24 protein-coding genes are annotated in these 26,582 nt (G+C 74.9%); 12 read left to right on the forward strand and 12 right to left on the reverse strand.

The window, feature by feature from the left end:
• Window positions 1-15 precede the first annotated feature (15 nt).
• Window positions 16-1,200 carry an acyl-CoA dehydrogenase family protein gene (locus tag F7P10_RS15205; protein WP_151009944.1) on the reverse strand — a complete coding sequence of 395 codons (1,185 nt, stop codon included), beginning with the start codon at window positions 1,198-1,200 and terminating at the stop codon, window positions 16-18.
• 88 nt (window positions 1,201-1,288) lie between these two features.
• Here F7P10_RS15205 and F7P10_RS15210 point away from each other — a divergent pair, with 88 nt between their 5' ends.
• The gene (locus tag F7P10_RS15210) at window positions 1,289-2,422 is read left to right on the forward strand and encodes a CaiB/BaiF CoA-transferase family protein (RefSeq protein WP_151009945.1); all 1,134 of its coding nucleotides are present in this window, start codon (window positions 1,289-1,291) and stop codon (window positions 2,420-2,422) included.
• Window positions 2,423-2,481: 59 nt separating this feature from the next.
• On the opposite strand, the gene F7P10_RS15215 is transcribed toward F7P10_RS15210, so the two are convergent.
• The 3 genes from F7P10_RS15215 to F7P10_RS15225 form a co-directional block, all read right to left on the reverse strand.
• Window positions 2,482-2,817, reverse strand: a complete 336-nt coding sequence (locus F7P10_RS15215; RefSeq protein ID WP_151009946.1) for a DUF4387 domain-containing protein — start codon at window positions 2,815-2,817, stop codon at window positions 2,482-2,484.
• A 35-nt stretch (window positions 2,818-2,852) separates the two neighbouring features.
• Window positions 2,853-4,229 (reverse strand): acyclic terpene utilization AtuA family protein, encoded by a 1,377-nt coding sequence (locus F7P10_RS15220; RefSeq protein WP_151009947.1) that lies wholly within the window; start codon window positions 4,227-4,229, stop codon window positions 2,853-2,855.
• An 89-nt stretch (window positions 4,230-4,318) separates the two neighbouring features.
• Entirely contained in the window at window positions 4,319-5,071 is a 753-nt protein-coding gene (locus F7P10_RS15225; protein WP_176611479.1) for a GntR family transcriptional regulator, read from the reverse strand.
• 159 nt (window positions 5,072-5,230) lie between these two features.
• On the opposite strand from F7P10_RS15225, the gene F7P10_RS15230 reads away from it, so the two are divergent.
• Both F7P10_RS15230 and F7P10_RS15235 read left to right on the forward strand, forming a co-directional pair.
• On the forward strand, window positions 5,231-6,601 hold the full coding sequence (locus F7P10_RS15230) for a TRAP transporter large permease subunit (RefSeq protein WP_151009949.1): 1,371 nt from the start codon (window positions 5,231-5,233) through the stop codon (window positions 6,599-6,601).
• Between the two features lie 2 nt (window positions 6,602-6,603).
• A complete protein-coding gene (locus F7P10_RS15235) occupies window positions 6,604-6,894 on the forward strand; it encodes a hypothetical protein (protein WP_151009950.1) in 291 nt (96 codons plus the stop codon).
• Between the two features lie 51 nt (window positions 6,895-6,945).
• On the opposite strand, the gene F7P10_RS15240 is transcribed toward F7P10_RS15235, so the two are convergent.
• Window positions 6,946-9,306, reverse strand: coding sequence for a cation-translocating P-type ATPase (locus F7P10_RS15240; protein WP_151009951.1), 2,361 nt, complete (start codon window positions 9,304-9,306; stop codon window positions 6,946-6,948).
• A 218-nt stretch (window positions 9,307-9,524) separates the two neighbouring features.
• Here F7P10_RS15240 and F7P10_RS15245 point away from each other — a divergent pair, with 218 nt between their 5' ends.
• The 4 genes from F7P10_RS15245 (at window position 9,525) to F7P10_RS15260 (ending at window position 12,611) form a co-directional block, all read left to right on the forward strand.
• A complete protein-coding gene (locus F7P10_RS15245; protein WP_151009952.1) occupies window positions 9,525-10,136 on the forward strand; it encodes a hypothetical protein in 612 nt (203 codons plus the stop codon).
• Window positions 10,137-10,327: 191 nt separating this feature from the next.
• Window positions 10,328-10,978, forward strand: a complete 651-nt coding sequence (locus tag F7P10_RS15250) for a metal ABC transporter ATP-binding protein (RefSeq protein ID WP_218040522.1) — start codon at window positions 10,328-10,330, stop codon at window positions 10,976-10,978.
• Window positions 10,975-11,799, forward strand: a complete 825-nt coding sequence (locus tag F7P10_RS15255; protein ID WP_151009953.1) for a metal ABC transporter permease — start codon at window positions 10,975-10,977, stop codon at window positions 11,797-11,799. The genes F7P10_RS15250 and F7P10_RS15255 overlap by 4 nt, the downstream gene beginning before the upstream one ends.
• Window positions 11,796-12,611, forward strand: coding sequence for a metal ABC transporter solute-binding protein, Zn/Mn family (locus F7P10_RS15260; protein ID WP_218040523.1), 816 nt, complete (start codon window positions 11,796-11,798; stop codon window positions 12,609-12,611). The genes F7P10_RS15255 and F7P10_RS15260 overlap by 4 nt, the downstream gene beginning before the upstream one ends.
• Window positions 12,612-12,813: 202 nt before the next feature.
• On the opposite strand, the gene F7P10_RS15265 is transcribed toward F7P10_RS15260, so the two are convergent.
• A complete protein-coding gene (locus F7P10_RS15265; RefSeq protein WP_151009954.1) occupies window positions 12,814-13,851 on the reverse strand; it encodes a sugar ABC transporter permease in 1,038 nt (345 codons plus the stop codon).
• On the reverse strand, window positions 13,848-15,101 hold the full coding sequence (locus tag F7P10_RS15270; RefSeq protein WP_218040524.1) for an MFS transporter: 1,254 nt from the start codon (window positions 15,099-15,101) through the stop codon (window positions 13,848-13,850). Before F7P10_RS15270 ends, F7P10_RS15265 begins: the two co-directional genes overlap by 4 nt.
• Window positions 15,102-15,269: 168 nt before the next feature.
• Here F7P10_RS15270 and F7P10_RS15275 point away from each other — a divergent pair, with 168 nt between their 5' ends.
• Window positions 15,270-15,818 (forward strand): sigma-70 family RNA polymerase sigma factor, encoded by a 549-nt coding sequence (locus F7P10_RS15275; RefSeq protein WP_151009955.1) that lies wholly within the window; start codon window positions 15,270-15,272, stop codon window positions 15,816-15,818.
• A 68-nt stretch (window positions 15,819-15,886) separates the two neighbouring features.
• Here the strand turns inward: F7P10_RS15275 and F7P10_RS15280 are convergent, their stop codons facing one another.
• Window positions 15,887-17,605, reverse strand: coding sequence for an AMP-binding protein (locus tag F7P10_RS15280; RefSeq protein WP_151009956.1), 1,719 nt, complete (start codon window positions 17,603-17,605; stop codon window positions 15,887-15,889).
• Window positions 17,602-19,353: a CoA transferase gene (locus F7P10_RS15285; RefSeq protein WP_151009957.1), complete on the reverse strand. Its 1,752-nt coding sequence runs from the start codon at window positions 19,351-19,353 to the stop codon at window positions 17,602-17,604. The genes F7P10_RS15280 and F7P10_RS15285 overlap by 4 nt, the downstream gene beginning before the upstream one ends.
• A gap of 104 nt (window positions 19,354-19,457) precedes the next feature.
• Here F7P10_RS15285 and F7P10_RS15290 point away from each other — a divergent pair, with 104 nt between their 5' ends.
• The 3 genes from F7P10_RS15290 to F7P10_RS15300 all read left to right on the forward strand — a co-directional run bounded on the left by F7P10_RS15290 (window position 19,458) and on the right by F7P10_RS15300 (window position 23,042).
• Entirely contained in the window at window positions 19,458-20,627 is a 1,170-nt protein-coding gene (locus F7P10_RS15290; RefSeq protein WP_151009958.1) for an acyl-CoA dehydrogenase family protein, read from the forward strand.
• Window positions 20,628-20,718: 91 nt separating this feature from the next.
• Window positions 20,719-22,761, forward strand: a complete 2,043-nt coding sequence (locus F7P10_RS15295; protein WP_151009959.1) for a SpoIIE family protein phosphatase — start codon at window positions 20,719-20,721, stop codon at window positions 22,759-22,761.
• Window positions 22,762-22,799: 38 nt separating this feature from the next.
• Window positions 22,800-23,042, forward strand: a complete 243-nt coding sequence (locus F7P10_RS15300; RefSeq protein WP_151009960.1) for a hypothetical protein — start codon at window positions 22,800-22,802, stop codon at window positions 23,040-23,042.
• A gap of 18 nt (window positions 23,043-23,060) precedes the next feature.
• Here F7P10_RS15300 and F7P10_RS43315 read toward each other — a convergent pair whose 3' ends face one another.
• The 3 genes from F7P10_RS43315 to F7P10_RS15310 form a co-directional block, all read right to left on the reverse strand.
• Window positions 23,061-23,453, reverse strand: coding sequence for an alpha/beta hydrolase (locus F7P10_RS43315; RefSeq protein ID WP_218040526.1), 393 nt, complete (start codon window positions 23,451-23,453; stop codon window positions 23,061-23,063).
• The gene (locus F7P10_RS15305) at window positions 23,450-24,298 is read right to left on the reverse strand and encodes an alpha/beta fold hydrolase (RefSeq protein WP_218040527.1); all 849 of its coding nucleotides are present in this window, start codon (window positions 24,296-24,298) and stop codon (window positions 23,450-23,452) included. The genes F7P10_RS43315 and F7P10_RS15305 overlap by 4 nt, the downstream gene beginning before the upstream one ends.
• 62 nt (window positions 24,299-24,360) lie before the next feature.
• Window positions 24,361-25,440 carry a methyltransferase gene (locus F7P10_RS15310; RefSeq protein WP_151009961.1) on the reverse strand — a complete coding sequence of 360 codons (1,080 nt, stop codon included), beginning with the start codon at window positions 25,438-25,440 and terminating at the stop codon, window positions 24,361-24,363.
• Window positions 25,441-25,766: 326 nt separating this feature from the next.
• Here F7P10_RS15310 and F7P10_RS15315 point away from each other — a divergent pair, with 326 nt between their 5' ends.
• Entirely contained in the window at window positions 25,767-26,510 is a 744-nt protein-coding gene (locus tag F7P10_RS15315; RefSeq protein ID WP_151009962.1) for a MerR family transcriptional regulator, read from the forward strand.
• The last annotated feature ends 72 nt before the right edge of the window (window positions 26,511-26,582 follow it).

The raw sequence follows: 26,582 nt of genomic DNA on the forward strand, positions 1-26,582 counted from the left end.
GTGCCCCCCGCGGCCTCAGCGGAACGCCTGGACGCCCGTCAGCGCACCGCCGATGACCAGCGCGTGGACGTCGGCGGTGCCCTCGTACGTCACGACGGACTCGAGGTTGTTCATGTGCCGGATGACGGGGTACTCCAGCGAGATCCCGTTGGCGCCGAGCACCTGGCGGGCGGTGCGGGCGACGTCCAAGGCCGCGTTGACGTTGCCGAGCTTGCCCATGCTGACCTGCTCGGGGCGCAGCCGTCCCGCGTCCTTGAGCCGGCCGAGGTGCAGGGCCAGCAGGGTGGCGCGGTTGACCTCCAGCGCCATGTGGGCGAGCTTCTGCTGCTGGATCTGGGTGCCCGCGATCGGCTTGCCGAACGCGGTGCGCTCCCCGGCGTACCGCAGCGCGGCCTCGAAGCAGGCGCGGGCGGCGCCGGCGGCGCCCCAGACGATCCCGTAGCGGGCCTCGTTGAGGCAGGACAGCGGCCCGCGCAGGGACGACACCTCGGGCAGGACCGCGTCCGCCGGGAGCCGGACGCCGTCCAGCACCAGCTCGGACGTCACCGAGGCGCGCAGCGACATCTTCTTGTGGATCTCCGGCGCGGTGAAGCCGGGCGTGCCGGCGGGGACGACGAAGCCGCGGACGCCGTCGTCGGTCCGGGCCCACACGACGGCGACGTCGGCGATCGTCCCGTTGGTGATCCACATCTTGCGGCCGTCGAGGATCCAGTCGTCGCCGTCGCGGCGGGCCCGCGTCCGCATCGCGCCGGGGTCGGAGCCCGCGTCCGGCTCGGTCAGCCCGAAGCAGCCGATCGTCTCGCCGGCCGCCATCCCCGGCAGCCACCGCCGCTTCTGCTCCTCCGACCCCCAGCGCCAGATCGCGAACATCGCGAGCGATCCCTGCACGGACACCATGCTGCGGACGCCGCTGTCCCCGGCCTCCAGTTCCATGCAGGCCAGGCCGTAGGCGGTCGCGCTGGTGCCGGCGCAGCCGTAGCCGTCCAGGTGCATGCCGAGCACGCCCAGCTTCCCCAGCTCCCGGGGCAGCTCGCGGGGGATCGTCGCCTGCTCGAACCAGTCGCCGGCGTGCGGGACGACCCGGTCGGACACGAACGTCCGGACGGTGTCGCGGATGTCGCGCTCCTCGTCCGACAGGAGCCCGTCGATGTCCAGGAAGTCCTCGGGACGGAGCTCGACCTGATCCCGCCTGCTCGCCATGGCCGCCACCTCTCGTTGCGGGTGAATCTTCGAAAATCTAGTATCGATACTCGCATACATCTCACAAGCCGACAAAGAGGGCCCATACATGACTCATGCCCTGGACGGTCTCCGCATCGTCGACTTCTCCCGCGTGCTCGCCGGACCGCTGGCGACGATGATCCTCGCCGACCTGGGCGCCACGGTGGTCAAGATCGAGCGCCCGGACGGTGGCGACGACACCCGCGCGTGGGGCCCGCCCTACGACGACGGCGGGCGGGCCACCTACTTCCAGGCCGCCAACCGCAACAAGGACAGCGTCGTCCTCGACCTGCGCACCGCGGACGGCGTCACCCGCGCCCGCGAACTCGTCGCGGCCGCCGACGTCGTCGTGGAGAACTTCCGCCCCGGAGTCATGGACCGCCTCGGCCTCGGCCACGCGGAGCTCGCCGCCGCCCACCCCGGCCTGGTCTACTGCTCGATCACCGGCTTCGGCTCGGGCGCCGGCGCCGCGCTGCCCGGCTACGACCTGCTGATCCAGGCGCTCGGCGGGCTCATGAGCATCACCGGCGAGCCCGACGGGGAGCCGCAGAAGGTCGGGGTCGCCCTGGTGGACGTCATCAGCGGGCTCTTCGCGAGCGTGGGCGTCCTGGCGGCGCTGCGGCACCGCGAGCGGACCGGCGAGGGCCAGCGGGTCGAGATCGACCTGCTGTCGTGCCTGCTCGCCGCCCTCGCGAACCAGGGCGCGGCGTACACGCTGGCCGGACGGGTCGGCGGCCGGATGGGCAACGCGCACCCCAGCATCGCCCCCTACGAGCCGCTGCCCACCGGCGACGGCGACCTCGTCCTGGCCGTCGGCAACGACCGCCAGTTCGCCGCGCTCGCCCGCGCCGTCGGCCGTCCGGAACTGGCCGCGGACGAGCGCTTCGCCGCCAACGACGCCCGCGTCGCCAACCGCGGCGAGCTGCGCCGCCTCCTGGTGGACGCCCTGTCCGCCAAGACCGCGGCGGACTGGGTGCCCGCGCTGTCGGCGGCCGGAGTCCCCGCCGGGCGGGTCAACGACATCGCCGGGGCGTTCGCGCTCGCCGAGTCGCTCGGCCTCGACCCGGTCGTCGAGGTCCCCCGCCCGGACGGCACGGCGGCCCGGCTGACCCGCAACCCGATCGGGCTGTCGGCCACCCCGCCCACCTACCGCTCCGCGCCCCCCGACCTCGGCGAGCGCCCCGCCGCGGCGAACGGCTGAGCCCGGACGGAACGGGGAGGGCCGGCCGGTGCCGCACCGGCGCCGGCCCTCCCCCCGCTTCACCTGGCCGATTCGGCCGGGACCTCGATGTCCAGCAGGGGCGGGTACTGCTGGCAGCCGAAGATGTCGCCCTCACCGAGGCCGCCGCTCGGGGTCGTCCGCGAAAGCGTGAACTTGATGGCGAACGCGGGGTCGAAGTTGACGAAGTCGACGATCCGCTCGTCCTCCACCCGGAACAGCGCCGCGACGGTCTCGCGGGTCAGCACCCCACCGTGGCGCACCCGCTCGTACACCTCCCGGGTCGGGAAGATCACGTCGAAGGTGATGCGGTCGGTCCCGGCGTTCTTGCTGCGGATCGTCTTGGCCAGATCCGCCAGCGTCGTCGTGGTGGGCATGCTCGCTCCCCTGTCGCTCATCGTGCCCGTGTCGCTCATCGTGCCGTCCCGTCGATCTCCACCGTCCGCAGCGTGAACAGCTCCATCGGGTCGGCCACCGGGACCGTGTGGTGGATCGTCCACTCGAAGGCCGAACTGGCGGGCAGGACCTCGTCGACCACGAAGCTCGCGGTGCCCGCCGTCCCCTTCACCTCGGGCAGCCGCGCGTAGAAGATCTGCCGCGTGCCCAACAGGGCGACGCTCTCGGCCAGCTCGGCGGTCTCCGCGACGCCTTCCACGACCACGCACAGCTCGTGCGAGCGGATCTCGGTGACCGGTTCGAGGTCGCCCATGACGCCGTTCTTGCCGAACACCCGGAAGTTCAGGTGGTACGGGACCTCCGCGAACTGCGCCGCCACCTCGCCGCGCACCAGGTCGAGCACGGTGTCGATGTTGGCGATGGTGTACGGGTCGCGGATCCCGGCGATGCCGATGTACTTGGCGCCGAGCCGCCCGGAGCCCTCGATCTTGACGCGGACGCCGTCCCCGGAGGGGACGTAGCGCTGGCCGGTGACCCGGGTGGTGCGCTCGTCGTACTGCTCGTACCGGCACTCGGACATGTCGAGCATGCCGCCCGCGAAGTGCTCGTAGTACGGGTTGGACCGCTCGTACATCGCGTGCCCGGCGACGCTCGCGACCGTGCACCGCTGGTGCGGGGCCATCGCCGTGACCTTGACGTCCTCGTGCGTGACGGTGCCGATGACGCTCTCCTTGGCGCCGTAGGGCTCGGCGCAGAACGACGCGCACTCCAGGACCTTGCCCAGGTAGTAGGCGTGCTCGGGCGGGAACCCCTCGTGGATCGCCGGGGCCGCGAACACCGCGCAGTCGCTCGACCGCCCGCCGATGATCACGTCGGCGCCGGCGCGCAGCGCCTCCAGGAACGGGTGCACCCCGGCGACGGCGACGGCGCGCGTCGTCCGGTCGAGCGTCGCCGGGTCGAGGTCGGCGCGCCCGTCCAGGCCCTCGAAGACGACCTCGCGCTCCATCCGGTCGCGCAGGTCGCCGGTGCCGACCTCGGAGTAGAAGTAGGCCAACTTGAACGGGGGCAGCCGGTGCTCGGCGGCGAGGTCCCGGATGATCTGGACGAACATGTCGACCCGGCTGTCGGTGCCGCAGTCCCCGGCCGAGCCGACCAGCATCGGGACGCCCTGCTCGCGCGCGGCCAGCAGCATCAGCTCCAGGTCGTGCCGCTGCCAGTCGTACATGCTCACCGAGCGGTCCGACCCGAGCGCCGCCGGGCCGATGTCGTCGCTGCCGGAGTCGCAGCAGTAGTAGTCGGGGCGGGTGGCCGCCGCGATCGCGAAGCTCTCCTCCTTGGTCGGGGCGAACCCGAGATGCCCGTTGGGGCTGACGATGCGTAGTTCGGACTTCATAGAACCACATTGGAGACTGGTTATAACCAGTTAGTCAAGTCCGCGCCCCGCGAAGGCGTCGCGGAGGGGCGCGGGCCGGGCCGCGAGGATCAGTGGAAGGCGGGCAGCGCGCGGTCCAGCGAGAACCGGTAGCGGTCGCCCCGGTAGCAGGCCCGCCGGTACTCGATCGGCCGGCCCTCGCGGGACATCACCGAGGTCACCCGCAGGATCGGCCGCCCCTCGGGCACCGCCAGCAGCCCGGCCAGGAACCGGTCGGCCACGATCGCCTCGAACGCCTGCTCCAGCCGGTCGGGGACGGTCGCGACCGCGTCCCGGTAGAGGTCCAGCGTCGAGAACGGGACGCCGGCCGCGCCGGCCCGCTCGGCGGCGGCGGTCACGTCCGCGCCGACGTCGGTGGGGAAGAAGCTGTCGTAGAAGACGATCGGCTCGTCGTCGCCCCTGCCGATGAGCTGCAGGTTCGTCACCGGCTCGGACGCCTCCAGGCGCAGCACGCTCGCCACCGCGAGGTCGCTGACCGACACCGACATCGCGTGGATCGTCGTCGAGGCGACCAGGCCGCGCTGCGCGAGCGTCCGCTCGAAGCTGTGCACCCGGTCGAGCGCCTGCTCCATGCGCGCGTCGGACACGAACGTTCCGACCCCGTGCACGCGCTTGACCAGGCCCTCCTTCTCGGCGATGTCGATGGCACGGCGTACCGTGATGCGACTGACGTCGAAGAGCGAGCACAGGTCGCGCTCCGACGGGAGCTGGCCGCCCGCGGGCCACTCCGCCGACTCGATGCGCTCCCGGAACGTCGCCACGAGTTGCGCGTACAGCGGGAGCCCGCCCGCCCTGTCCAGCACCGCACACCGCCAATGACCAGTGGTCCCCTTGCACTTCCCGCACATCATCCCGTCCAGGCTGGTGAGTCGCAACAGAACCCTTTCCAGGGAGGAGACACCGTGCTAGCGTGCGCCGTCATCGGACATAACCAGTAATTACCTCTGGTCCTAGGAGGTCCCTTGTTCGGGTTGCCGGCGGCCCTGCTGATGCTGATCGCGCTCATCGCGCTGATCGGCGTCCTGTTCCTGGTCTTCAAAAGGCCCATGTACGAGAACATGGCCTGCGGGCTGCTGCTGCTCGTCGCCCTCTCCGGGCAATGGGAGCATCTCGGCGAGTACCTGGTCATGCCGGCCCAGGACAGCCTGTTCTACGTCATCTTCACGTTCATGGTTCTCGCCGTCCTCTTCGACGCGACCGACGTGGTGGGACGGATCGTGCAGATCATGCTCGCCCTGATCGGCCGGTTCCGCGGCGGCTCCGGCTACGTCGCCACCCTGACGAGCGCGTTCATGGCCTCGCTGTCCGGCAGCGGGCCCGGCAACGCCGCCGCCGTGGGCGCGTTCACGATCCCGATGATGAAGCGGGCCGGGTTCAAACCGCACACCGCCGCGTCCATCGAGATGTCGGCGAGCATGCTGGGCAACATCATCCCGCCCGCCGGGATCATCTTCCTCACCTACGGCGTCGTCGACCGGCTCTATCCGGGCGAGATCAGCCTCAGCGGGTGGACGCTCGCCTCCTACACGGTCGGGCTGTGGTTCCTGCTGCAGAAGATCGTGGTGCTCTTCGCGATCTGCCGCGTCACCAAGGTCGAGCCGATCCCGGTGGCGGAGCGCCCCCGGCTGCGGGAGGCCTGGCGCGACGGCTGGCCCGCTCTCCTGCTGCCGGTGCTGATGTTCGTCCCGCTGCTGATCGACTTCCTGGGCGAGGACATGCTGATCGCGCGCCTCGGCGAGGAGGGCGCGGACAACTTCTCCAGCGCCGTGCTGATGTTCACGCCCGGCATCGCCGCCGCCTACGCCCTGCTCATCGGCCGCCGCTCGCTGCCCGGCGGGAAGCTGCGGCTCGCGCCCGTCCTGGAGATCTTCCGGGGTTCGCTGCCCAAGGTCGTGCCGGTCGCCGCGACCGTCTACTTCGCCTACGCCATCTCCGACGCGTTCGTCGGCCTGGACGCCGACGCGGAGATCCAGGAGTGGGTCACCGGCCTGGACCTGAACATCGCCGCGCTGGTCGTCCTGCTCCCGCTCGTCTTCGCCGTGCTCGGCATGGTGCTGCCCGGCACCGCCCAGGTGGCCATCCTCGGCGGCTCGCTGGTCGCCGCGTGGGCCGCCCTCGGCGGCGACCCACTCCTGCTCGCCGTCATGCTGCCCGCTCTGACCGGGGCGCTGGAGGGCATGACGCCGCCGCTCGCCCTCGGCCTGTTCGTGACGATGGGCATCGCCGGCTCCGAGTTCGGCAAGACCGCCAGGGCGGCGACCGTCTGGATCGTCGTCCACCTCCTGATGTCCATGGCCCTGCTCGCCGGGCTCCTCCCGATCGCAGGAATCTGATCATGAAGAAGACACTCACCGTCTGCTATGGCGCCCTCGCGCTCGTCGCCACCGCGCTCGCGGCCGTCCTCGCCGTCGTCTTCCTCGCCGCCGTCGCGATCGGCGGCGACGCGGGCACCGGCCTCACCGAACTCGGCGGCACCCTCGCGGGCTGGAGCATCTACGTCGCGGCCGCCGCCGTGCTGCTCGGCCTCGTGCACATCTACGCGTCCGGCGAGCACTCGCTGACGGCAGGCACGAGGAAGCGGCCCGAGGACACCCCCGAGGACGGCTCCGGAGAGCCGGCCCCCTGACCCACGGCTCCCCACACCGGCCGGACGGGCGTGCCCGTCCGGCCGGTGCCGTCAGCGGGAGTTCTCCACGGGTTCCAGGAGGTGCGCGCCCGCCAGGTCGTCCGGGGCGTCCGGGTCGTCGACGGCGTCGACGCCGTCGGCGTCGTCGGGGGCGTCCAGGCGGGCGGGGGGCGCGTGGCGGCGCAGGCGCAGGCTGTTGGAGACGACGAACAGCGACGACATGGCCATCGCGCCACCGGCGATGAGCGGGTTGAGCAGGCCGGTGGCGGCCAGCGGCAGCGCGGCGAGGTTGTAGCCGAACGCCCAGGCCAGGTTGCCCCGGATGGTGGCCAGCGTGCCCCGGGCGAGCTTGATCGCGGTGGGGACGGCGTCGAGGTCGGCGCGCACGAGGATCAGGTCGGCGGCGGCGAGGGCGACGTCGGTGCCGTCCACGACGGCCAGGCCCAAGTCGGCGCGGGCCAGGGCGGGGGCGTCGTTGACGCCGTCGCCGACCATGGCGACCCGGCGCCCCTCGGCGCGCAGCCGGGCGATGACGTCGGCCTTGTCGGCGGGCAGCACCTCGGCGATGACCTCGGGGATCCCGATCTCGTCGGCGACGGTCCGGGCGGTGGCGGTGTTGTCGCCGGTGAGCATCAGGGTGCGCAGGCCCATGCCGTGCAGCCGGGCGACGGCGTCGGCGGCGGACGGCTTGACGGTGTCGGCGAGCGCGATGGCGCCCACGGCGGCGCCGTCGGCGGCCACGAACACCGCGGTGCGTCCCGCGCTCTCCCACTCGGCGCGCCGCTCGGCCAGCGGGCCGGGGATCGTGACGCCCTCGCCCGACAGCAGGCGGGCCGAGCCGATCACGACGTCCCGTCCCGCCACCGTGCCGCGGGCCCCGAGCCCGGCCAGCGCCCGGAAGCCGGTGACCGGCGGCAGGTCGCCGACCTCGTCGCGGGCCGCCGCGGCGATCGCGGCGGCGATGGCGTGCTCGGACGCGTCCTCGACGGCGCCCGCGAGGCGGAGGACGTCCGCCCGGCCGGTCCCGTCGGCCACCGCCAGGTCGGCCACGGCCATGCGGCCCTCGGTGAGGGTGCCGGTCTTGTCCAGGACGACGGTGTCGATCGCGCGGGCCGACTCCAGGGCCTGGTGGCCCTTGATGAAGACGCCGAGGCGCGCGCCGGTCGCGGAGGCGACCTGCAGCGCGGTGGGCGTGGCCAGGCCGAGCGCGCACGGGCACGCGATGATCAGGACCGCGAGCGCCGCGGTCGCCGCGCGGTGCCCGTCGTCCCCGAACGCGAGCCAGCCGGCGAGGGTGAGGGCGGAGAGGGCGAACACGGCCGGGACGAACCAGCCGCAGATGCGGTCGGCCAGCCGCTGCACCGCGGCCTTGTCGGCCTGGGCCCGCTCGACGAGCCGGACGAGCGCGGCCAGCCGGGTGTCGGCGCCGACGCGGGTGGCGCGCACGACGAGCCGTCCGGTGAGGTCGACCGTGCCGCCGGTGACCGGGTCGCCCTCGGCGACCTCGGCGGGGACCGGCTCGCCCGTCATGGCGCTGGTGTCGACGGCGGCCTGCCCGGACTCGACGAGCCCGTCGGCGGCGATCCGCTCGCCGGGGCGGACGGCGAACCGGTCACCGGCCCGCAGTTCGGCGGCCGGGACGCGGTGCTCGGTGCCGTCGGGGCGGATGACGGCGACGTCCCTGGCGCCCAGCTCGGCCAGCTCCCGCAGGGTGGCGCCCGAGGCGCGCCGGGCCCTGGCCTCCAGCAGGCGCCCGATCAGCACGAACGCGGTGACGCCGCCGGCCACGTCGAGGTAGATCGACCCGCCCGGACCGGTCAGCCGTTCCCACACCCCGGCGTCGGCGGCGTGCTCGCCGCTCTGGAAGACGATGGTGTAGAGGGACCAGAGGGTGGCGGCGAGGATGCCGGTGGAGATCAGGGTGTCCATCGAGCTGGTCCCGTGCCGCGCCGCCCGGAACGCCGCGCGGTGGAACGGCCACGCGCACCACGTCACCACGGGCAGCGTCAGCGCGACGAGCAGCCACTGCCAGCCGGCAAACCGCCAGGACGGCACGGCCGCCATCATCAGCGACAGCTCGCCGAGCGGCATGGCCAGGACGAGCGCGACGACCATCCGCCGGCCCAGTGCCCGGACGTGCCGGTCGTCCTCGTCGTCCTCGGCGGGTTCGTCCGGCTCGTACCGTTCGGCGGTGTAGCCGGCGCGCTCGACTTGGCGGATGAGGTCGCCGACCGGGACGTCGCCGGGCTGGACGGTCGCCCGCCCGGTGGCGTAGTTGACGCCGGCGGCCACGCCGTCCAGCCGGTTGAGTTTCTTCTCGACGCGTGCCGCGCAGGCCGCGCACGTCATTCCGCCGATCACGAGCTGCACGGGGGCACCGGTGGCGTCCTCGGCACGCTGGGTGCGCGTCATGCGCTTTCCCCTTCGTCCGTTCTTTCCAGGGATCTGGAGCAGCGCACGCCGCGCCGGAGCGCGGTCGTGCGATGTGGAGGCGAACGGTGCCGGAACGCGCCCCACCGAATGGTGTACTACGAACCGTAGTACATTGTTGCGCCCGGCGGTGGTGTCCTGATCCGGACGCCGTCGAGCCGCTACCGGGTCCGGCAACCGTGTGGGAGTATCCGAGCGACATGGGTCCGTGGTCGTTGGTGCGCTGGGTGCGCGCGGCGGGCTTCGCCGCCACGTGCGCCTGCCTCGCCGCGCTCGGGCACGTCGCCGGCGGCGGCTCGGCGGACGGTCCCGCGACGTTCGCGGGCTTCCTGATCATCCTCGTGCCCGCGCTGGCGCTGACCGGCCGGGAACGCTCGCTGGCCTCGATCCTGCCCGCCACCGCGGTGTCGCAGGTCGTCCTGCACGTGCTGCTGATGGCGGCCGCCGGGCCGCACGCGGCGGCCTCCCCCGCACCGGACGTCGCCGGGCACGCCGCGGCGGGCATGCACCACGGCGGATCCCCCGGGCTGGGGATGCTGCTGACCCACGCGGTGAGCGTGCTGGTCACCTCGGCCTGGCTGGAGTGGGGCGAGGCGCGGCTGTGCGCCCTGGTCCGGCTCCTGGTCGGCTGGGCGCTGCGCCCGGCGCTGCTGTTCCTGGTCCTCGGCACGACCGGCCGCACCGGCGGACCGCCGCGGCCGAAGGCGTTCGCGCGCGCCGGTGAGCGCGCGCCCGTCCGGACCGTGCTGCGGTACGCCATGGCGCGGCGCGGGCCTCCCGGGACGTGGAGCGTCCCGGGTACGGCCGCGTGATCGGCGTTTCCCCGCACTTCTGATCGCGCGCTCCCGGGGCGGAGCATGCCGCCGGGCCGCCGCGGTTCCTTCCGCCGCGCCGCCCGGACGTCCTTCACGCCTTCCCTGAGGAGTCCGACGATGAGCACTTCACCTCCCCGCGCCCGCTCGCGCGAGCGCGCCGAACCGTCCGGTCGCGTCCCCCGCCCCACGTGAAGGGGGAGTCGCCGGGCGCGCCGGCCCTGCGGCTCCACTCGGTCTGCTGCCGGTACGGCCGGTCGCGCGCGGTCGACGGCGTCGACCTGCGCGTCGAACCGGGCGAGCACGTCGCTCTCACCGGGACCAACGGGTCCGGCAAGAGCACGCTGCTGCGCGCCGTCCTCGGGCTGCACCGCGACGTGAGCGGTGACATCGAGGTCGGCGGCCGTGTCGCGCGCCGGGCCGCCGAGTGGGCCGTGCGGCGCCGCCAGGTCGCGTGGATCCCGCAGCAGCGCGCGGCGGGCCGGTTCCCGCTGCTGGTCGGCGAGCTGCTGGCCAGTGGCGGGGACGGTGCCGCGGCCCGCCGCGCCGCCGCGGACCTCGGGCTGGGCGGGCTGCTGGAGCGGCCGCTGTCGAGCCTGTCGGGCGGGCAGTTGCAGCGCGCCTACCTGGCCCGCGCGCTGGGGCAGCTGGGCGCGGGGGCCGGGGTGCTGCTGGCCGACGAGCCCACCGCCGCGCTCGACTTCGCCGGGCAGGAGCAGGTGGCCGAACTGCTGGCGGCCTCGCCCGTCACCGTGGTGGTCGCCACGCACGACCGCGCCGTGGTGCGGGCGTGCGACCGGGTCACCGAGATGGCGGCCGGACGGCTGCGAGAGCTGCGGTGAACTCGCTCGCAGAGGTGCAGGCCCTGCTGGGCCTGCCCTCCGTGCGGCTGGCGGTCGCGGCGCTGCTGCTGGGCAGCGTCGCCCTGCCGGTCGTCGGCGTGTTCATCATCGGCCTGGACATCTGGCCGGTGCGGTTCGCGATGATGCACGTCGCGCTGCTGGGCAGCGCCCTCGGGATGCTCGCGGGGCTGGACCCGCTGGTGTGCGCGCTGGTGCTGTGCGCGCTCACCGGCGGGGCGCTGGCCCCGCTGGCGCGGGCCCCGGCCGGGCTGTCGGGGGCGATGGGCCTGCTGATGACGCTGGCGATCGCCGCGGCGCTGCTGGTGCTGTCGATGTCGGGCGTGAACGCCAACGGCGCGTTCGAGCTGCTGTGGGGCTCGATCCTGGCGACGCGTCCCGGCGATGTGGCGGTGCTCGGCGTCCTGGCCGTCGCGGTGCCCGCGCTGTTCTGGGCGCGGCGCCGCGACCTGGCCCTGCTGCTGCACGACCGGGAACTCGCGGTGTGCTCCGGCGTCCCGGTCGGTCCGCTGACGGTCGTCCTGCTGATGGTGATCGCGGTCGCCATCGCCGGGGCGATCCGGCTGACCGGCGCGCTGCTGGTGGACGCCCTCACCCTGCTGCCCGCGCTGGCCGCCCGGCGGCTCGGGCGCTCCCTGACGTCGATGGCCGCGTGGGCGATCGGCCTGGGGGTCGCCTTCAACCTGGGCGGGTTCGCGCTCGCCCTGCTCTTCGATCTGCCGCCGGGGCCCGTCCTCGTCCTGTTCGGCGGCGCACTGACCTTGCTGATCCACCTCGTACCGAAAGCGGGAACCCGATCATGACCCCTCCGAGCACGGCTTCCGGACGCGCCCGCGGCCTCGGGCGGCTCGCCGCCGCCCTCGCGCTGGCCACCGCCCTCTCCGCCTGCGGCTCGTCGGGAGCCGAGGCCGATCCGGCGGACGGCGGCGGCGCGGGCGGCCCCAAGGTCGTCGCGGCCTCCACCTGGGAGGCCGCGTTCGCCCGCGCCGCCGGAGCCCGCGACGTGACCGTCATCGTGCCGCCGGGCATCACGCACCCGCCGGACTACGACCCCAAGCCGTCCGACATCGCCAAGGTCGCGGGCGCCGACTTCGTGCTGTACGCGGCCTTCGAGGGGTTCGCGCCGAAGCTGAGGTCCGCCGCCGGGTCCGGGGCCGAGCTGATCGAGCTCGAGCTCGACAACGGCCCGGCCGCCGTCGAGTCCGAGGTGACGCGGCTCGGCGGGGAGTTCGGCACCGCGGCGGCGGCACGCACGTGGCTGACCTCCTTCGACACCGTGTACGCCGCCGAGAGTCGCAAGGCCGCCGCCGCGTACCGGCAGGCCGGTGAACCCCCGGTCGTCGCGCAGGCGTTCGTCACCTGGGCGGCGGAGATGCTCGGTGCCCGGCCGGTCGGCACGTACGGCCCGCAGCCGCCGACCGCCTCCCGGGTCGCCGAGCTGGCCGGGAAGAAGCCGGGCCTCGTGCTGGACAACTCCGCGATGCCCGGTGCCGACGCGCTGTCGTCCATCGAGGCCGAGCGGGTCACCGTCGTCAACTTCCCCGACCAGAACATGGACCTGCTGTCGGTCTACCGCTCCACCGTCCGCGCGCTCACCACGGCGCTGGACGGGTGATCGCGGCGGAGGGGGCGGGCACCGCTTCCGCCCGTCCCTGACCTGACTCCGGTGTCCGGCCCGGCCCGTCATGGTGCCTGGGGCCGGGCCGGGCACCGGTCCCGCACGGGCCCCTGCTCGAGGCCCCTCCCGCCGATGATCCGAGCGCCGAGCCGAGCGGCGTCGCGCCGCCCGGTCTCCTCGGCATGCCCGGAAACGCCGCTCAGAAGTCGGCGACCGCCACCGACCCGCACAGCACGGCAAGCCCCACCGCCAGGAAGAAATCACCCCAGACAAGCTCATGCCCCGTGGCGATCCCGCGTTCCAGTTCGTAGCAGCCCCCGATCAGGCGCCCGTGCCGGACGTACCGTCCGGCGAGCGCGCGCAGCACGGCGACGCCACGCTCGCGGAGCCTGCCGCCCTCGTCGCCGCCGACCCGTTCCGCGAGTTTCAGCGCCGCGACGGCCTCGATCGCCGCGGCGGAGGTGTCCGGCGGCACCGGCGCGCCCGTCCCGGACGCGTCCTGGACGGGCGGCCCGGCGGGCGGCACCGGATCCGCGCCGGCGGCGAGCCGGGCGGCCACCACGGGGTGGTCCAGGCAGCGCCGGATCTGGGCGGGCGAGCCCTCCGCGACCGCGAGCAGCAGCCAGCCGACCGTCCGGCTCCAGCCCGCGGGCGGCGCGGGATGGGCGGTCCACCGCCCGGCCTCATGCCGCCAGGCCGGGACCAGGTCGGGCGTCGCGGCGGTGAGGCCCACCTGGACGTCGAGGTGCGCGCGGGCGGCCCGGTCCCCTTCGGCGCCGGTCGAGAGCAGAAGGCGGGGAAGGCCGGGCAGGCCGTCCACCCGTGCCAGCTCCCTGGGGCCGCCGAACGCCTCGCCCCACGGCAGTACGCCGAGGCCGGGGTCGTGGGCCGCCAGGCAGGCGTCCGCGGCCTCGGCCCGCAGCGCCGCGGCGTCCCCGTCGCCGAAGCAGGTGCCGTACCAGAAGATGAGCCCGCGCGTCGCCGTGTCGGCCCCGATCCACGGGCGCAGCATCCCGGTGCGGCGGGACGCGGCGGCACGGTCGGACGGCGCGCCGGTCGCGGCGGCGCGCAACCACAGCAGCCCGGCCCAGAAACCGCCGGTCCATGAGCCTCTGGCAGTGGTACTCCAGGCTCCCGAGATCGGGTCCGCATACAACGGCCAGCGTGTCCCGAGATCTCGCTCCGCGCCCGCCACCCGGTCCAGCAGCGACTCCAGGGTCTGCTCGGCCCACCTCATCGCCGCCCCCGCCCGGGGGCGGCGATCAGTACCCCGATCAGCGCGGCGGCGGCGAACTCCGCCGCGACCAGCAGCCAGGCCGGGCCGTAGCCCGCCCGCGCGACGAGGACGCCGAACAGCGGCGGCCCCAGCGCGAAGCCGCCGAAGAACCCGGCCGCCACCAGCGCCGAGGCCCGTCCGGCCACGCGGGCGTCGGCGCTCCTGACCACCGCGACCATGGAGACGGCGTTGCCGGCGGCGGCGAACGCACCGACGGCGGCGGCGCCGAGCCACACCAGCGGGGAGGCCCAGGCCGACGCCCCGAGCACGAGGGCCGCCGCGCAGGCGCCCGCCGCCAGCGGAGCCAGCAGGACCACCGGACGCGGCAGGCTTCCGGCCCTCCTGGACCAGCCGACCCGGCCGGCGATGCCGGTCACGCCGAGGACGGCGACCAGCCAGGCCGCGACCACCGCGCCCAGCTCGAGCCGCTGCGCCCCGTACAGGGCGAGGTAGGTGTTGACCGACGCGATCCCGCACCCGAGGGCGAGCTGGTAGGCGGCCAGCCGGCCGACCCGGACGCGTGGCGGCGGCGCCCCCGCCGCGCCCGGCGCGGCCCTGCGGGACGGGTCGCGGGGCAGCAGGACCGCGGCGAAGACCGCGATCAGCAGGGCGCACCCGGCCGCCCCCCACACGGCGCCGCGCCACCCCAGCCAGCCGGCGAGCACCGCGAACGGGAGCCCGGCGGCGAAGGCGCCGAGCTGCACCCCGGACTGCTTCCAGCCGGTGACCGCCCCGCGCCGGGCGGGCGCGACCGCGGCGATGATCACTTTGTTGGTGGCGGGGTTGGCCAGCGCCTGCGGCAGCCCCCCGAGCGCGACCGCCGCCAGCAGCATGGCCGTGCCGGTGGCCGAGCCGATGAGCGCCAGCGCGCCCGCGGCGATCACCAGCAGGGCGACCAGGGACCGGCGCGGCCCGATGCGGTCCACCCAGGAGCCCGCGGTGAGGGAGAGCGCGCACGCCACGCCGAACCCGGCGCTCGTGGTCAGCCCGAGGACGCCCCGCGAGAACCCGCCGTCCTCGACCAGGCGGGGCCCCAGCGCACCGATCAGGAACAGCTGCAGCATCGACACGCCCATCGCGGCCGTGAGCAGCACCGTCGTGACCGTCCCGGCCCCGGACCCGGCCCCGGTCCCGGCGGGCTTCGCCGGGTCGCCGGACCCGTCCGGTTCCGCCGCCTCGCCCGGTCGCCCGGTGTTCCGCCGCACTTCCATCGCCCTCTCCCTCCGCGGACGGGACGTCCGCCGCGCCCAAGCCAGTCGTCCGTCCGGCCGCCCCGGTTCCCGGGCGGAGCGCGCGCGCCGCCGCCGGGACGCCGGGCTTACGCGACGCGCGACCAGCCACCCAGCGCCGTTCGTCCGACACTCCCAGGGAGAATCCCGATGACCCGTACCATCGACGACCAGCGACTCACCCTTCTCGCACTGTCCGCCCGCAACGGAACGCCCGCGGACTTCGACGCCTTCACCCGCGCCTGCTACGCCGACGTCCTGCGCTTCACCGGCTACCTCTCCGACCCGCAGAGCGCGGAGGACCTGACCCAGGAGACCTTCCTGCGGGCGATGCGCAGCCTGCCGGCGTTCGCCGGCCGGTCCTCGGCCCGGACGTGGCTGCTGTCCATCGCGCGCAGGGTCGTGATCGACCGCCACCGCGCCTCCCTCCGCAGACCCGTCGTCGCCGGTACCGACGACTGGGAACGGGCGGCCGAACGCGCGCGCCGGACCGCGTCCACCGGACCGGAGGATCTCACCCTGCTGAAGACGATGCTGGACGAGCTGCCCACCGAACGCCGGGAGGCGCTCCTGCTGACCCAGATCGTCGGCCTCTCCTACGCCGAGGCCGCCGAGGCGCTGGGGTGCCCGATCGGCACGGTCCGGTCGCGCGTCGCGCGGGCGCGTACCGAGCTGGCCCGGGCGCTGCGGCCGTCCTGATCCGGTCCGCCCTCACCAGGGCCCCGTGCCCCGGCCCGCCGCGCGCGGGCCGGGGCACGGGGGCCGCGTCACGTCCGTATCCGCGATCGCAGGGCCGCCCGGTCGGGCTTGCCCGCGGGCGTGAGCGGCATCCGCTCCACCACCAGCAGGTGCTCGGGGTGGGCGGCCTTCTCCAGCCCGGCCCCGGTCAGGAACGAGCACAGGGACTCCAGGTCGAGGCGGTGCCCGGGGCGCGGCACCACGCAGGCCGCCACCCGCTCGCCCAGCACCGGATCCGGGACGCCGACGCAGACGGTGTCGCGCACGCCCGGATGCGCGGCCACGGCCTGCTCGACCGCCGCCAGGCTGATGTTGAGGCCGCCGCGGATGACGATGTGCTTCAGCCGCCCCACCAGGCGCAGCGTCCCGGTCGCGTCCATGACGCCCAGGTCGCCGGTACGGACCCAGCCGTCCGGCGTCCGGTACCGCTCGTTGAGCGCGGGCGCCCCGACGTAGGACATCGGCGTCATCGGGCCCCTGGCGACGATCTCCCCGGCGCCCGGGACGACGGTCCCCGAGGTCCCGTCCGCTCCCGCGTGCCCCTCGCCGGGGTCGCCGGGCAGCGGATCGATCCGGATGTCGGTCACCCTCGGGTCGCAGCGCCCGATCGCCACGCCCGGCCCGCCGCCCTCGTCGGCCAGCGGGGGCAGGCCGCTGTGGCAGTTGACCCCGTCGGCCGATCCGTACACGTTGACGACCGGGCATCCGAAGACGGCCTCCGCCTCGGCGGCCGTTCCGGCGTCCAGTTCCGAGCCGCCCAGCAGCAGCGCGGCCGGCGCCGGGGCGCCGTCCGTCCGGTCCCCGGCGGGTGCCTTGTCGAGCATCATGCGGACCATCGCGGGAACCGCCACGATGTGCGTGGGCCGGTGCCGGGCGATCGCCTCCAGGGCGGCGACCGGCGAGAACCGCTCCAGCAGCACCAGGCAGCCCCCGTGCCTGGCCATCGTGGCCGGTGTCGCGTTGCTGCCGAACGCCGACCCCAGCGGCACCAGGAACAGGCTGCGCGGCGGCTCGCGGTCGGTGAGGAGCGAGCCGATGAAGTTGCCCCGGCCGCCGGACAGCGCGTTGTGGGAGTAGGCCACCATCTTGGGGGCGGCCTCCGATCCCGACGACACCAGGATCCGGGCGACCTGGTCGGGGTCGGGCCGCGCGGGGACGAACCCGGAGCCGTCCGCCTCGGCCAGCTCCTTCCAGGCCACCGCCCCGGACGGCTCGCCGGTGCCGGCGGCGATCACCGTGCGCAGGTCCGGCAGCCCGGCGGCGGCGGCCTCCAGCAGGTCGGCCGCCGGTGCCGAGTCCCCGTGCGCGGTGACGGTGATCACCGCCCGCGCGCGGGCCCCGGCCAGCAGCGCCGCGGCCTCGCCCGCCCCCCGGCCGACGGGGAACGGGAGCGCCACCGCGCCGAGCGCCGCCACCGCGAACTCGGCCGCCACCGCGTCCCGCCCGTTGGGCAGCTGGACGGCCACGACGTCGCCCGCGCCGACGCCGAGATCGCGCAGCCCGGCGGCGACGGAGCGGACGAGCCGGTCCAGGCCCGCGTAGTCGAGGACGCCCGCCGCGTCGATGACCGCGGGGCGCTCGGGCGCCGCGTTGCGGTGCGCACGGAACTGCGCGTACAGGTCGAGATCGGGATAGATGCCCTCGGCCGCCCACGCGCGCCGCAACCGGGCGGGCACGAGGTCGATCGGCTGTGCGGCCGGGCGGGCGGTCGGCTGTGCGGTCGGCTGTGCGGTCGGCTGTGCGGTCATGCGAGCCTCCAGGGAACGGGAACGGCCATCGCGCCGTGCACGTCTCGGGTCAGCAGACCGGCGAACCGGTCGTCGTCGGGCAGCCGGTCCAGGGCCGTTGTCACGGCCGTGCACCGCATGCCCTTGCCGCGGAGGAGCTCGAGCGCCTCCTGCGTGTCCATGCCGGCCACCTGGGCCGACAGCGGCCCCGCCGCGTCCGCGTCCGCGTCGTGGACGGCCACCCAGCCGTCCCCGGCGGGGATCGGGCGCCGGAACGCCTCGGGCGCGCGCGCCGGTCCGCCCGCCCTCACCCGTGCCAGCGCGGGCCGCGTCAGCTCCTCGGCGGCGCCCAGCAGGGAGGAGTCGACGCGGACGCCCCGTCCCGTGCGGTGCCGCCGGAGCAGGGCGGCCAGCACGGCCTCCGCGCCCATCAGGCCGCCGAGCACGTCCAGCAGCGTCATCAGGGACGGCGCGGTGTCCTCGTCCCGGGCGCGGACGGCCTCCGCGACGCCGGTACGGGCCTGCACCATGAAGTCGGTCCCCAGCGGGGCGTCGTCGAGGCGGCCCGCCCACCCGCTGGTGTAGGCGTACACGAGCCCGGGGTTGGCCCGCCGGAGGTGCGCGTCGTCCAGCTCCAGGCGCTCGGCGGCTCCGGGCGCCCAGTTGTGGACGAACGCGTCCGCGCCGGCCGCGAGCTCGTACAGCTCCGCCCGTCCGGCGGCGGTCTTGATGTCGATCTCCACCGCGCGCTTGCCCCGGTTGAGCGCCAGCCAGCGCGCCGACACGCCGCCGCAGACCGGGGGCATCCCGCGCAGCGGATCACCGCCCGGCGGCTCGATGCGGACCACTTCGGCGCCCAGCCAGCCCAGCGCGCACGCGGCCAGCGGAGCCTGGATGCGGCGGCCCGCCTCCAGCACCACCATCCCCTCGAGCGGCCGGGCGGGCGCGGCACCGCCGTCCGGGACCGGGACCGGGGCCGCCGCGCCGAGCGAGGCGAGCGTCCAGGGGGCGTCCGGCACGGGCTCGTCCAGCCGGTCCCGCAGCGACCGGAGCGCGCACAGCGAGGCTCCCGCCGCGCCGCCGACACGCAGCACCTCTTTCCACGCGGCGGCGCGCGCCGCCGCGTGCAGTTCGGCGGGCACCGGGGAGCAGGCGGTCGCGTAGCGGAACTGGAACGAGCGCCACCCCGCCCCGGCGACCCGCTCGGGAACGCCGAGCCCGGCCCAGAACGCCGCCCAGACCCCGGCGTCCAGCGTCTCCACCTCGAACCGCACACCGTCGGACGTCACGAACGGCGGCCCGCCGGGGGTGAGCGGGACCGCCTCGGGCTCCTCGGCCGTCCCGGCCGCCAGGTACTGCCCGACCGCGACTAGTCCCGCCAGGTCGGCACCCGTGGCGACCTGGTCGACGGTCATGCCGCGGGCGCGTCCCAGCGAGGCCGCGAGTATGGCCTGCGCGGTGATCACCGCGGCCGCGGTCGTCAGGTAGTCGGCGGCCGGGCCGCGCGGCGCGCCGTCCCGGCGCCCGTGCACGTGCATGACGCCCGTGGCCGCCTGCGCGGTCGCCTCGTCGGTCACCTCCGTGTCCGCGACCCCCGCCGCCCAGTGCGCGGCGGCCGTCAGCGGCCGCGCCCGCCGGTCGAGCAGGTCGGCCGCGCCGAGCAGTCGCAGGTGCCGGACGGCACCTTCGGTGATGGCGGGCGGTCCGGTGACGTGGAGCCCGAGATCCTCGTGCTCCGCACGCGCCGCCGCCGTGGCTGGATGGGCCATCGGCTCTCCCTCCGTACCGGGAACTCCGCCGCGCGTTCGCGCGACCGGTCACAGCAGGAGTCGCCACCGATCCGCCACCAGTTCCCGGAATGTACGGAGATGTCATGGATGAGAGCATCGCCGGTCCGCACGGCCGCCCCGAGTGCCCGCCGCACCTGCTCCCCCTGCGGGAACGGGTCCGCGGGTTCCTGCGCGAGCACGTCCTGCCGTGGGAGGACGACCTCGACGGCGGCGACACCGCCCGCGGCGCGGACATCCGGCGGAAGGCGAAGGCCGCCGGGCTCTGGGGCCTGCCCCTGCCGGACGAGCTGGGCGGCGGCGCCCTCGGCCTGGGCGACTACGCGCACATCGCCGAGGTCGAGGGGAGCAGCGACCACGGCCCGTCCCTGCTCGGCTCGGCCTCGCTGCTCGACGTGAACACCCTCGCCCGGCACGCCGCGCCCGCCGTCCGCGACCGCTACGCCGCCCGCCTGGCGTCCGGCGAACTCGCCATGTGCAACGCGATGACCGAACCGGACGTGCCCGGCTCCGACCCCACCCTGGTGACCACGACCGCGACGCGCCGTCCCGACGGAACCTGGCTCGTCACCGGCCGTAAATGGTTCGTCACCGGCGCCGGGCACGCCGGTCTCGCCGCCGTGCTCGCCCGCACCTCCGGGGCGTCCGGCGAGCGCGACGGCCTGTCGGTCCTGCTCGTCCCCACGGGCGCGGACGGGTTCGAGATCGTCCGGGAGCTCCCGGTGCTCGGCGCCGGCGGGCAGTGGGAGATCGCGCTGCACGGCGTCACCGTCCCCGGCGACCACGTCCTCGGCGAGCCGGGCCGCGGCCTGCGCGTCGCCGGCGACCGCGTCCGGCTGGGCCGCCTGCTGCGCTGCCTGCGCTGGCTCGGGCAGGCCCAGCGCGCCTACGACCTCATGTGCGACCGCGCCCGCGCGCGCCGGACCGCCGCCGGCCGCCTCGGCGATCTCCAGCACGTGCAGCGGCACCTCTTCGAGTCCCTGCTGTCGCTGCGCACGACCCGTCCGCTGGTCTTCGAGGCCGTCGGCAGGGTCGAGGCCGGGCGGGACGCGCGCACCGAGACCGCGCTGGCCAAGGTCGCCGCCGCCCGCACGCTGCACGAGGTCACCGACGCGGCCGTCCAGGTGTACGGCGCGGAAGGGCTCGGCCCCGACACCGCGCTGCCCGCCCTGCTGCGCGCCGGCCGGGCCGCCCGCCTCCTCGACGGCCCCGACGAGCTGCACTTCGGCACGGTCGCCCGGCGCGCCCTGGGCTGAGGCTCCGCCGCGCGCGGGGGCACGTTCCTCTCCGGGAGTGCCGGGTATGCCTGGTCGATGCGGGATGCGGCGGCCGACCGGGGGTGTTGCGATGGGCGCCTGCGGAGAGGGGATCGGCGGGCTCGCGCCGGGGGCGTTCGACCCGGCGCCGGTCGCGATCGCCCTGACCACCGGGCCGCGGCACCGCCTGGCCTACACCAACGCCGCCTACCGGGCGTACTTCGGCGACCATCCGCTCGGACGGCCGATCCAGGAGGCGTTCGGCGGAGCGGCCCGCACGGACCGCCCGGACCTGTTCGACCGCGTCCTGGACACCGGCGAGGCCGTCACCGTCACCGAGGCGCGGATGCGGCTCGGCGGGATCGGCACCGGCCGCGCGGAGCGGTTCTTCACCTTCAGCCTCTCCCGGTTCCGCGAGGACCCGCCCGGGGTCCTGGTGATCGCGGTGGACGTCACCGAGCAGGTCGCGGCCACCCGGCGGGCGGTCCGCTCGGCCGAGGAGCAGCAGCGGTTCCGGCGCAGGCTGGAGAGCCTCGTCCGGGTCGCCGGGACGAGCGCGCCGATCATGTGGGTGACGGGGCCGGGCGGCGGGGTCATCGAGCCGAGCCCCGGCTGGGAGAAGCTGACCGGGCAGACCTGGGAGGAGTTCCGCGGCAACGGCTGGCTGCGGGCCCTGCATCCCGACGACCGCGACGAGGCGAAGCGGTCTCGGGACCAGGCGCGCCGGGAGGAGCGCCCCTGGCGGTACGTGTACCGGCTGCGGACCGTCGACGGCGAGTACCGGCACTTCGAGGTCCGCACCGCGCCGGTCTACCAGAACGGCGTCCTGACCGAGTGGATCGGCGCCTGCGTCGACATCGAGCAGCAGTGGCGGGAGGAGCGGCGCCGGGACCTGATCGACCGCGCCGCCGCCGCGATCGCGGAGAGCTCCGGGCTGCCGGAGATGTTCGGCGCGCTCGCCGACGTGCTCGTCCCGGTCCTCGCGGACGGCTGCGGCGTGCACCTGCTGCCGAACTTCGGCGACCGTCCGGCGGGCGCCACCGTCGTCGCCCAGCGCATCGCCACCGCCGCGCAGGACGGCATGCCGCGCCAGCCGCCGCTCGGCTACGAGCGGTTCGCCGCCGACAGCGCGTTCACCCGCGCGGTGGAGCGGCGCCGCCCGCTGCACCGCACGTTCCCGCCCGGCGAGCCCCCGGCCGGAGTGTTCCCGGAGAGCACGACGTCCTGGCTGGCCACGGCCCGCGCCAACAGCGTCGTGCTGATGCCGGTCGTCGTGAACGGCGCCGTGGCGGCGGCGGTCACCGCCGCCCGCTGCGGCGACCGCGCGCCCATGACCCCCGAGGACGTCGACCTCATGCGGCAGATGTTCGACCGCACCCACGACGCGCTGAGCAACGCCGTCCAGGCCCACCGGACCCAGCAGGTGGCCCTCGCGCTCCAGGACGGCCTGCTCCCCGACCCGCCCCGCCTCACCGGCATGGCGGCCGTGGCCCGGTACCGGCCGAGCCCGGCGGCCGCCGAGGTGGGCGGCGACTGGTACGACTGCTTCGTGCTGCCGGACGGCGCGACCGTCCTGGCCATCGGGGACGTCACGGGCCACGACCTCGCCGCCGCGGTCGGAATGAGCCAGCTCCGGAACATGCTGCGCGGCCTGACCGTCGACCGCGCGGGCCCGCCCGGCGAGACCCTGCGCCGGCTCAACATGGCGATGCAGACGCTGGTCCCGGACTCCACCGCCACGGCCGTCCTCGGGCGCGTCACGACGGGGCCGGGCCGCCGGCGGCTCGACTACGCCAGCGCGGGCCACCCGCCACCGCTGCTGGTCACCGCCGACGGCGGCGCCCGGCTGCTGGAGGACGCCGCCAACCCCCTGCTCGGCTACCCCTTCGACGAGCCCTACGGCAGCGCGACCGAGGCCCTGCCTCCCGGCGCCACCCTGCTGCTGTACACCGACGGCCTGGTCGAACGGCCGGGCGAGCACCTGGACATCGGCCTCGAACGGCTCCGCGAGCGGGCGTCCGCACTCGCGCGCGACCCCCTGGACACCTTCTGCGACACCCTCCTGGACGGCCTCCCCACCACCGGCACCGACGACATCGCCGTGATCGCGCTCCGCGTCACCGACGCGTCCTGAGGCGGTACGCTGTTCGCCCTTTCCACCGGAGGGCGGCGATGGACCCACGGCGCATTGCGCTCAATCGGCGGCACAGCATCGAGATGGGCGCGCTTTTCGCGAAGTTCACCGATATCCATCCGGACATCGAATTCGAGGTCGACGATGCCCCGATGACCGCGGAGCAGGACGCCGCGTGGACCGATTACAGCGCCGCGCTGCTCGCCCGCCACCAGGCCGAGCGAGCAGCGCTCGCGACCGAACTCGAAGCCGAACTCGAAGCCGGACGGCACGGGGACTGACCCGTCCGGTCGCGATGCTCACGTGCAGGCGACATCCTGCGGCGGGCGCGCTCCGGTGGTCAGGAACTTCGTCGCGATGCCGTTGAGGCAGCGGTCGTCCAGGTACAGGTACGCGAGGTGCCCGCCCTGGTCGGCGGTCACCATCCGGGCCCGGTCGCCGAGCGCGCCGCGCAGCATCCGCGCCCCGGCCAGCGGTGTCGCCGGGTCCCGGCGGTTCTGCACGATCAGGACGTTCGAGGGACCGCGATCGGTGATCTCCACGCGGGGCTCGTACGGCTCGGACGGCCAGAACGCGCACGGCGTGATGTTCGCCCCGGCGGCTCCGAACATCGGGAAGCGGGACCGGTCGGCGGCGACGTTGCGCCGGTAGGTCTCGACCTGCTCCGGCCAGTCCGAGTCATTGCAGATCACGTGCAACTGGCTCGCCTGTACTTCTCGTGGTGCGCGGCGGCGAACTCCGCGAAGTCCGGGAACCGGTCGGCGAAGCCCCGGCCGAACATGCGGGAGAACGAGACGTCCCAGCCGCCGGGGCCCGCCGCGCTGTCGAGCAGGAAGCGGTCGGTGCGGTGCGGGAACATCGTCGCGTAGACCGCGCCGAGGTAGGTGCCGTAGGAGATGCCGAGGTAGGACGCCTTCGGCTCGCCCAGCGCGGCGCGGACCCGGTCCAGGTCGCGTGCGGTGTTCGCGGTGGTGATGTGCGGGAGCAGCGGCGCCGTCCGCGACGACCCGCACTTCGCGGCGACGGCCGCCACCCGCTTCGCCTCGGCGGCGACGTCGGCGTCGTTCCGCGCGAACCTCGGGATGTTGCTGGGCTGCTCCGCCCGGGTCAGGTCGCACGTCACCGGCGTGCTGTGCCCGACGCCGCGCGGATCGACGCCGATCACGTCGTAGGTCTCCAGCACGCGCTCCGGAATCCCCAGGTCCCGCAGGGCGGCCGGGAAACCCAGCCCCTGCCCGCCGGGCCCGCCGCTGTTGGTGAGCAGGACGCCGCGGCGCCGCCCGGGATCGGTGCTCGCGAGCCGGGAGATCGCGATCTCGATGGTCCGCCCGTCCGGATCCCGGTAGTCGAGCGGGACGTCGAGCGTGGCGCACTCCAGCCCCGGCGCGGCGACGCCGCTCGGGCACGCCCCCCAGTCCGGGCCGCCGCCCGGTGGCGCCGCCGGCGCCTCCGGTGGCGCCGCCGCCGCTCCCGCCGGAAGCAACGTGACGACCAGTGCGGCGGCGGCGAGAACGGGCGGGGCGGCGGGCTTTCGCATCTGGGCCTCTCCTCGGGTGGCGGCGTGGGGCGTCCGCGGCGGGACGCCGGGCGGGCGGGAGGTCAGTCCAGGCTCGCCTCGATGAAGGAGTACTGCGGCGTGGGGACGATCCGGTCGAGGGTGAACCCGGCCGCGGCGAACAGGTCGGCGTACTCGGCGGCGCTGCGCTCCTTGCCGCCGGTGAGGGCGAGCATGGTCAGGTCGATCAGCTTGGTGGGGTGCGGTACGTCGCCGGACGGCACCACGCCCTCGATCACGACGAGCCGGGCACCGGGCGCCGCGGCCCTCGTGACGGACTGCAGGATGCGCACGCAGGAGGCGTCGTCCCAGTCGTGCAGGACCGCGGCCATCACGTAGACGTCGGCCTCCGGCACCGCTTCGAAGAAGTCGCCGGGGACGATCTCGATGCGGTCGGCCATGCCGAGTTCGTCGATCTTCCGGCGCCCGTCCGGGACGATCTCGGGCAGGTCGAACAGGATGCCCCGGCGCCCCGGATCGTCGGCCAGCAGGCGCGCCAGGATGGTGCCGTCGGCACCGCCGATGTCGGCGACGACGTCGCCCCCGGGGAGCCGGTAGCCCTCGAACATCCGCCCGCGCAGCCCCCCGGTGAACCCGGCCATCGCCCGGCTCTGCAGCTCGGCGACGTCCGGGTCGGCGACGACCCACTCGAAGAACGGCCGCCCGAAGTAGCGCTGGGCGGCGACCTCACCGGTGCGGGCGGTGTGCAGGAGTTCACTGAAGGGCAGGTAGTGGGTCTCCATGTAGTACAGGGCGATGTCGCGGACCGAATCCGGATGCCGGGTGGACAGCGTGGCCCCGAGAGGCGTGGTCTCCACCGTGTTCTCGTCCGGCTGGTGGAAGACGCCGAGCGGGGCGAGGCTGCGGACGAGTCGGCGCAGCAGGTCCGGCCACACGCCGGACCTCGCCGCGAGATCGTCGATCTCCCCGGGGCCGTCGTCGAGCAGGGAGGCGATGTCGCACTTGGCGATCACATACAGGGCCTGCGATATCTGGAAGCCGCCGAGCATCCGGATCATCTGGACGGACGGCTGCTCCCCCGCCGGGCCACCGCCGGGCGCCCCGTTCGCGGTGCCGTCGTTCGCGGTGCCGTCGTGAACCCGGTTCTGATCGGTCGTCGTCATGCGTCCCTCCAGGCGTTACGCGAGAAGTGGCCGAATTCGTCACATGCCGTGATCATCTTCACGACAGGAACGGGCAAACACGGGGTTAGGGAAAAGCCATCCCTTCCCGCCGGGTCGGTGTCGGTAGGGGCGGTCCAGACTCAGGAGAAACTGTGACGTAGCGGCATACTCAAGGCCCGAGCTCTGTGAAGTGGACCACTCGCCCTGCATTCGCCCCGGTCGCCCAGGGCTCCTAACTTGACCATGACGCGGCGGCATGGTTCAGCCTGGAAACCGCCGGCGGGGACGCGTCGGCGCCGGCACTCGTCGAACGGAGGAGGACGGTCGTGGCGTGGAGCACTCGCGAGCTCGCCGAGCTCGCCGGCACCAGCCTGCGGGCGGTGCGGCACTACCACGAGGTCGGGCTGCTCGAGGAGCCCGAACGCCGCGCCAACGGCTACAAGCGGTACGGGGTCGCCCACCTCGTCCGGGTGGTGCGCATCAAGCGCCTGACCGAACTCGGGTTCTCCCTGCAGCAGATCGCCGCGATGGGGGACGGCGACGACCACCCGGAGGAGGCCCTGCGCACGCTCGACGCCGAACTCGCCGCCACCATCGAGCGCCTCCGGCGGGCCCGCGTCGAACTCGGCGTCCTGCTGCGCAAGGCGGCACCGACCGACCTGCCGCCCGATCTCGCCCCGGCGGCCACCCGCGCCGCGATGCCCGACTCCGACCGCTCGTTCGTCGTCGTCATGACCCGGGTCCTCGGCCCGCGGGGCATGCAGGCCTACGCGGACATGCTGCGCTCCCCCTCCACCGACCCGGTCGCCCTGGAGTTCGAGGAGCTGCCCGCCGACGCCGACGAGCCGACCCGCGACGCCCTGGCCGAACGGCTGGCCCCGTTCGTCCGCGGGCTGTACGCCGAACATCCCGGGCTGAGCACCATGACGGGCGACGCCCCGCGCGGCGAGGGCCACGCCAGGCAGGCCCTCGACACCGCTCTCGAGGACCTCTACAACCCGGCCCAGGTCGACGTCCTCCGCCGCACCCGGGCCCTGCTCGCCGCCGCGCGGGAGAACGGCGGTCCGTGAGCCGGCGGGGACGCTTCGCCCCCGGGTCCGGCAGCCCCGCTCGCCCGCGAGAAGAACGGCATGCGAATCCCC

Origin of the sequence: Actinomadura sp. WMMB 499 (assembly GCF_008824145.1) — a bacterium.
Taxonomy (GTDB): Bacteria; Actinomycetota; Actinomycetes; order Streptosporangiales; family Streptosporangiaceae; genus Spirillospora.

Bases quoted from the DNA above. Each gene is read 5' to 3' on its own strand.
- F7P10_RS15245 (WP_151009952.1), top strand. From the start codon at position 9,525: ATGGGTCCGTGGTCGTTGGTGCGCTGGGTGCGCGCGGCGGGCTTCGCC.
- F7P10_RS15305 (WP_218040527.1), bottom strand. From the start codon at position 24,298: ATGCGAAAGCCCGCCGCCCCGCCCGTTCTCGCCGCCGCCGCACTGGTC.
- F7P10_RS15290 (WP_151009958.1), top strand. From the start codon at position 19,458: ATGGATGAGAGCATCGCCGGTCCGCACGGCCGCCCCGAGTGCCCGCCG.
- F7P10_RS15295 (WP_151009959.1), top strand. From the start codon at position 20,719: ATGGGCGCCTGCGGAGAGGGGATCGGCGGGCTCGCGCCGGGGGCGTTC.
- F7P10_RS15215 (WP_151009946.1), bottom strand. From the start codon at position 2,817: ATGCCCACCACGACGACGCTGGCGGATCTGGCCAAGACGATCCGCAGC.
- F7P10_RS15205 (WP_151009944.1), bottom strand. From the start codon at position 1,200: ATGGCGAGCAGGCGGGATCAGGTCGAGCTCCGTCCCGAGGACTTCCTG.
- F7P10_RS15240 (WP_151009951.1), bottom strand. From the start codon at position 9,306: ATGACGCGCACCCAGCGTGCCGAGGACGCCACCGGTGCCCCCGTGCAG.
- F7P10_RS15310 (WP_151009961.1), bottom strand. From the start codon at position 25,440: ATGACGACGACCGATCAGAACCGGGTTCACGACGGCACCGCGAACGAC.
- F7P10_RS15260 (WP_218040523.1), top strand. From the start codon at position 11,796: ATGACCCCTCCGAGCACGGCTTCCGGACGCGCCCGCGGCCTCGGGCGG.
- F7P10_RS15265 (WP_151009954.1), bottom strand. From the start codon at position 13,851: ATGAGGTGGGCCGAGCAGACCCTGGAGTCGCTGCTGGACCGGGTGGCG.
- F7P10_RS15280 (WP_151009956.1), bottom strand. From the start codon at position 17,605: ATGACCGCACAGCCGACCGCACAGCCGACCGCACAGCCGACCGCCCGC.
- F7P10_RS15210 (WP_151009945.1), top strand. From the start codon at position 1,289: ATGACTCATGCCCTGGACGGTCTCCGCATCGTCGACTTCTCCCGCGTG.
- F7P10_RS15300 (WP_151009960.1), top strand. From the start codon at position 22,800: ATGGACCCACGGCGCATTGCGCTCAATCGGCGGCACAGCATCGAGATG.
- F7P10_RS15220 (WP_151009947.1), bottom strand. From the start codon at position 4,229: ATGAAGTCCGAACTACGCATCGTCAGCCCCAACGGGCATCTCGGGTTC.
- F7P10_RS15285 (WP_151009957.1), bottom strand. From the start codon at position 19,353: ATGGCCCATCCAGCCACGGCGGCGGCGCGTGCGGAGCACGAGGATCTC.
- F7P10_RS15270 (WP_218040524.1), bottom strand. From the start codon at position 15,101: ATGGAAGTGCGGCGGAACACCGGGCGACCGGGCGAGGCGGCGGAACCG.
- F7P10_RS15275 (WP_151009955.1), top strand. From the start codon at position 15,270: ATGACCCGTACCATCGACGACCAGCGACTCACCCTTCTCGCACTGTCC.
- F7P10_RS15235 (WP_151009950.1), top strand. From the start codon at position 6,604: ATGAAGAAGACACTCACCGTCTGCTATGGCGCCCTCGCGCTCGTCGCC.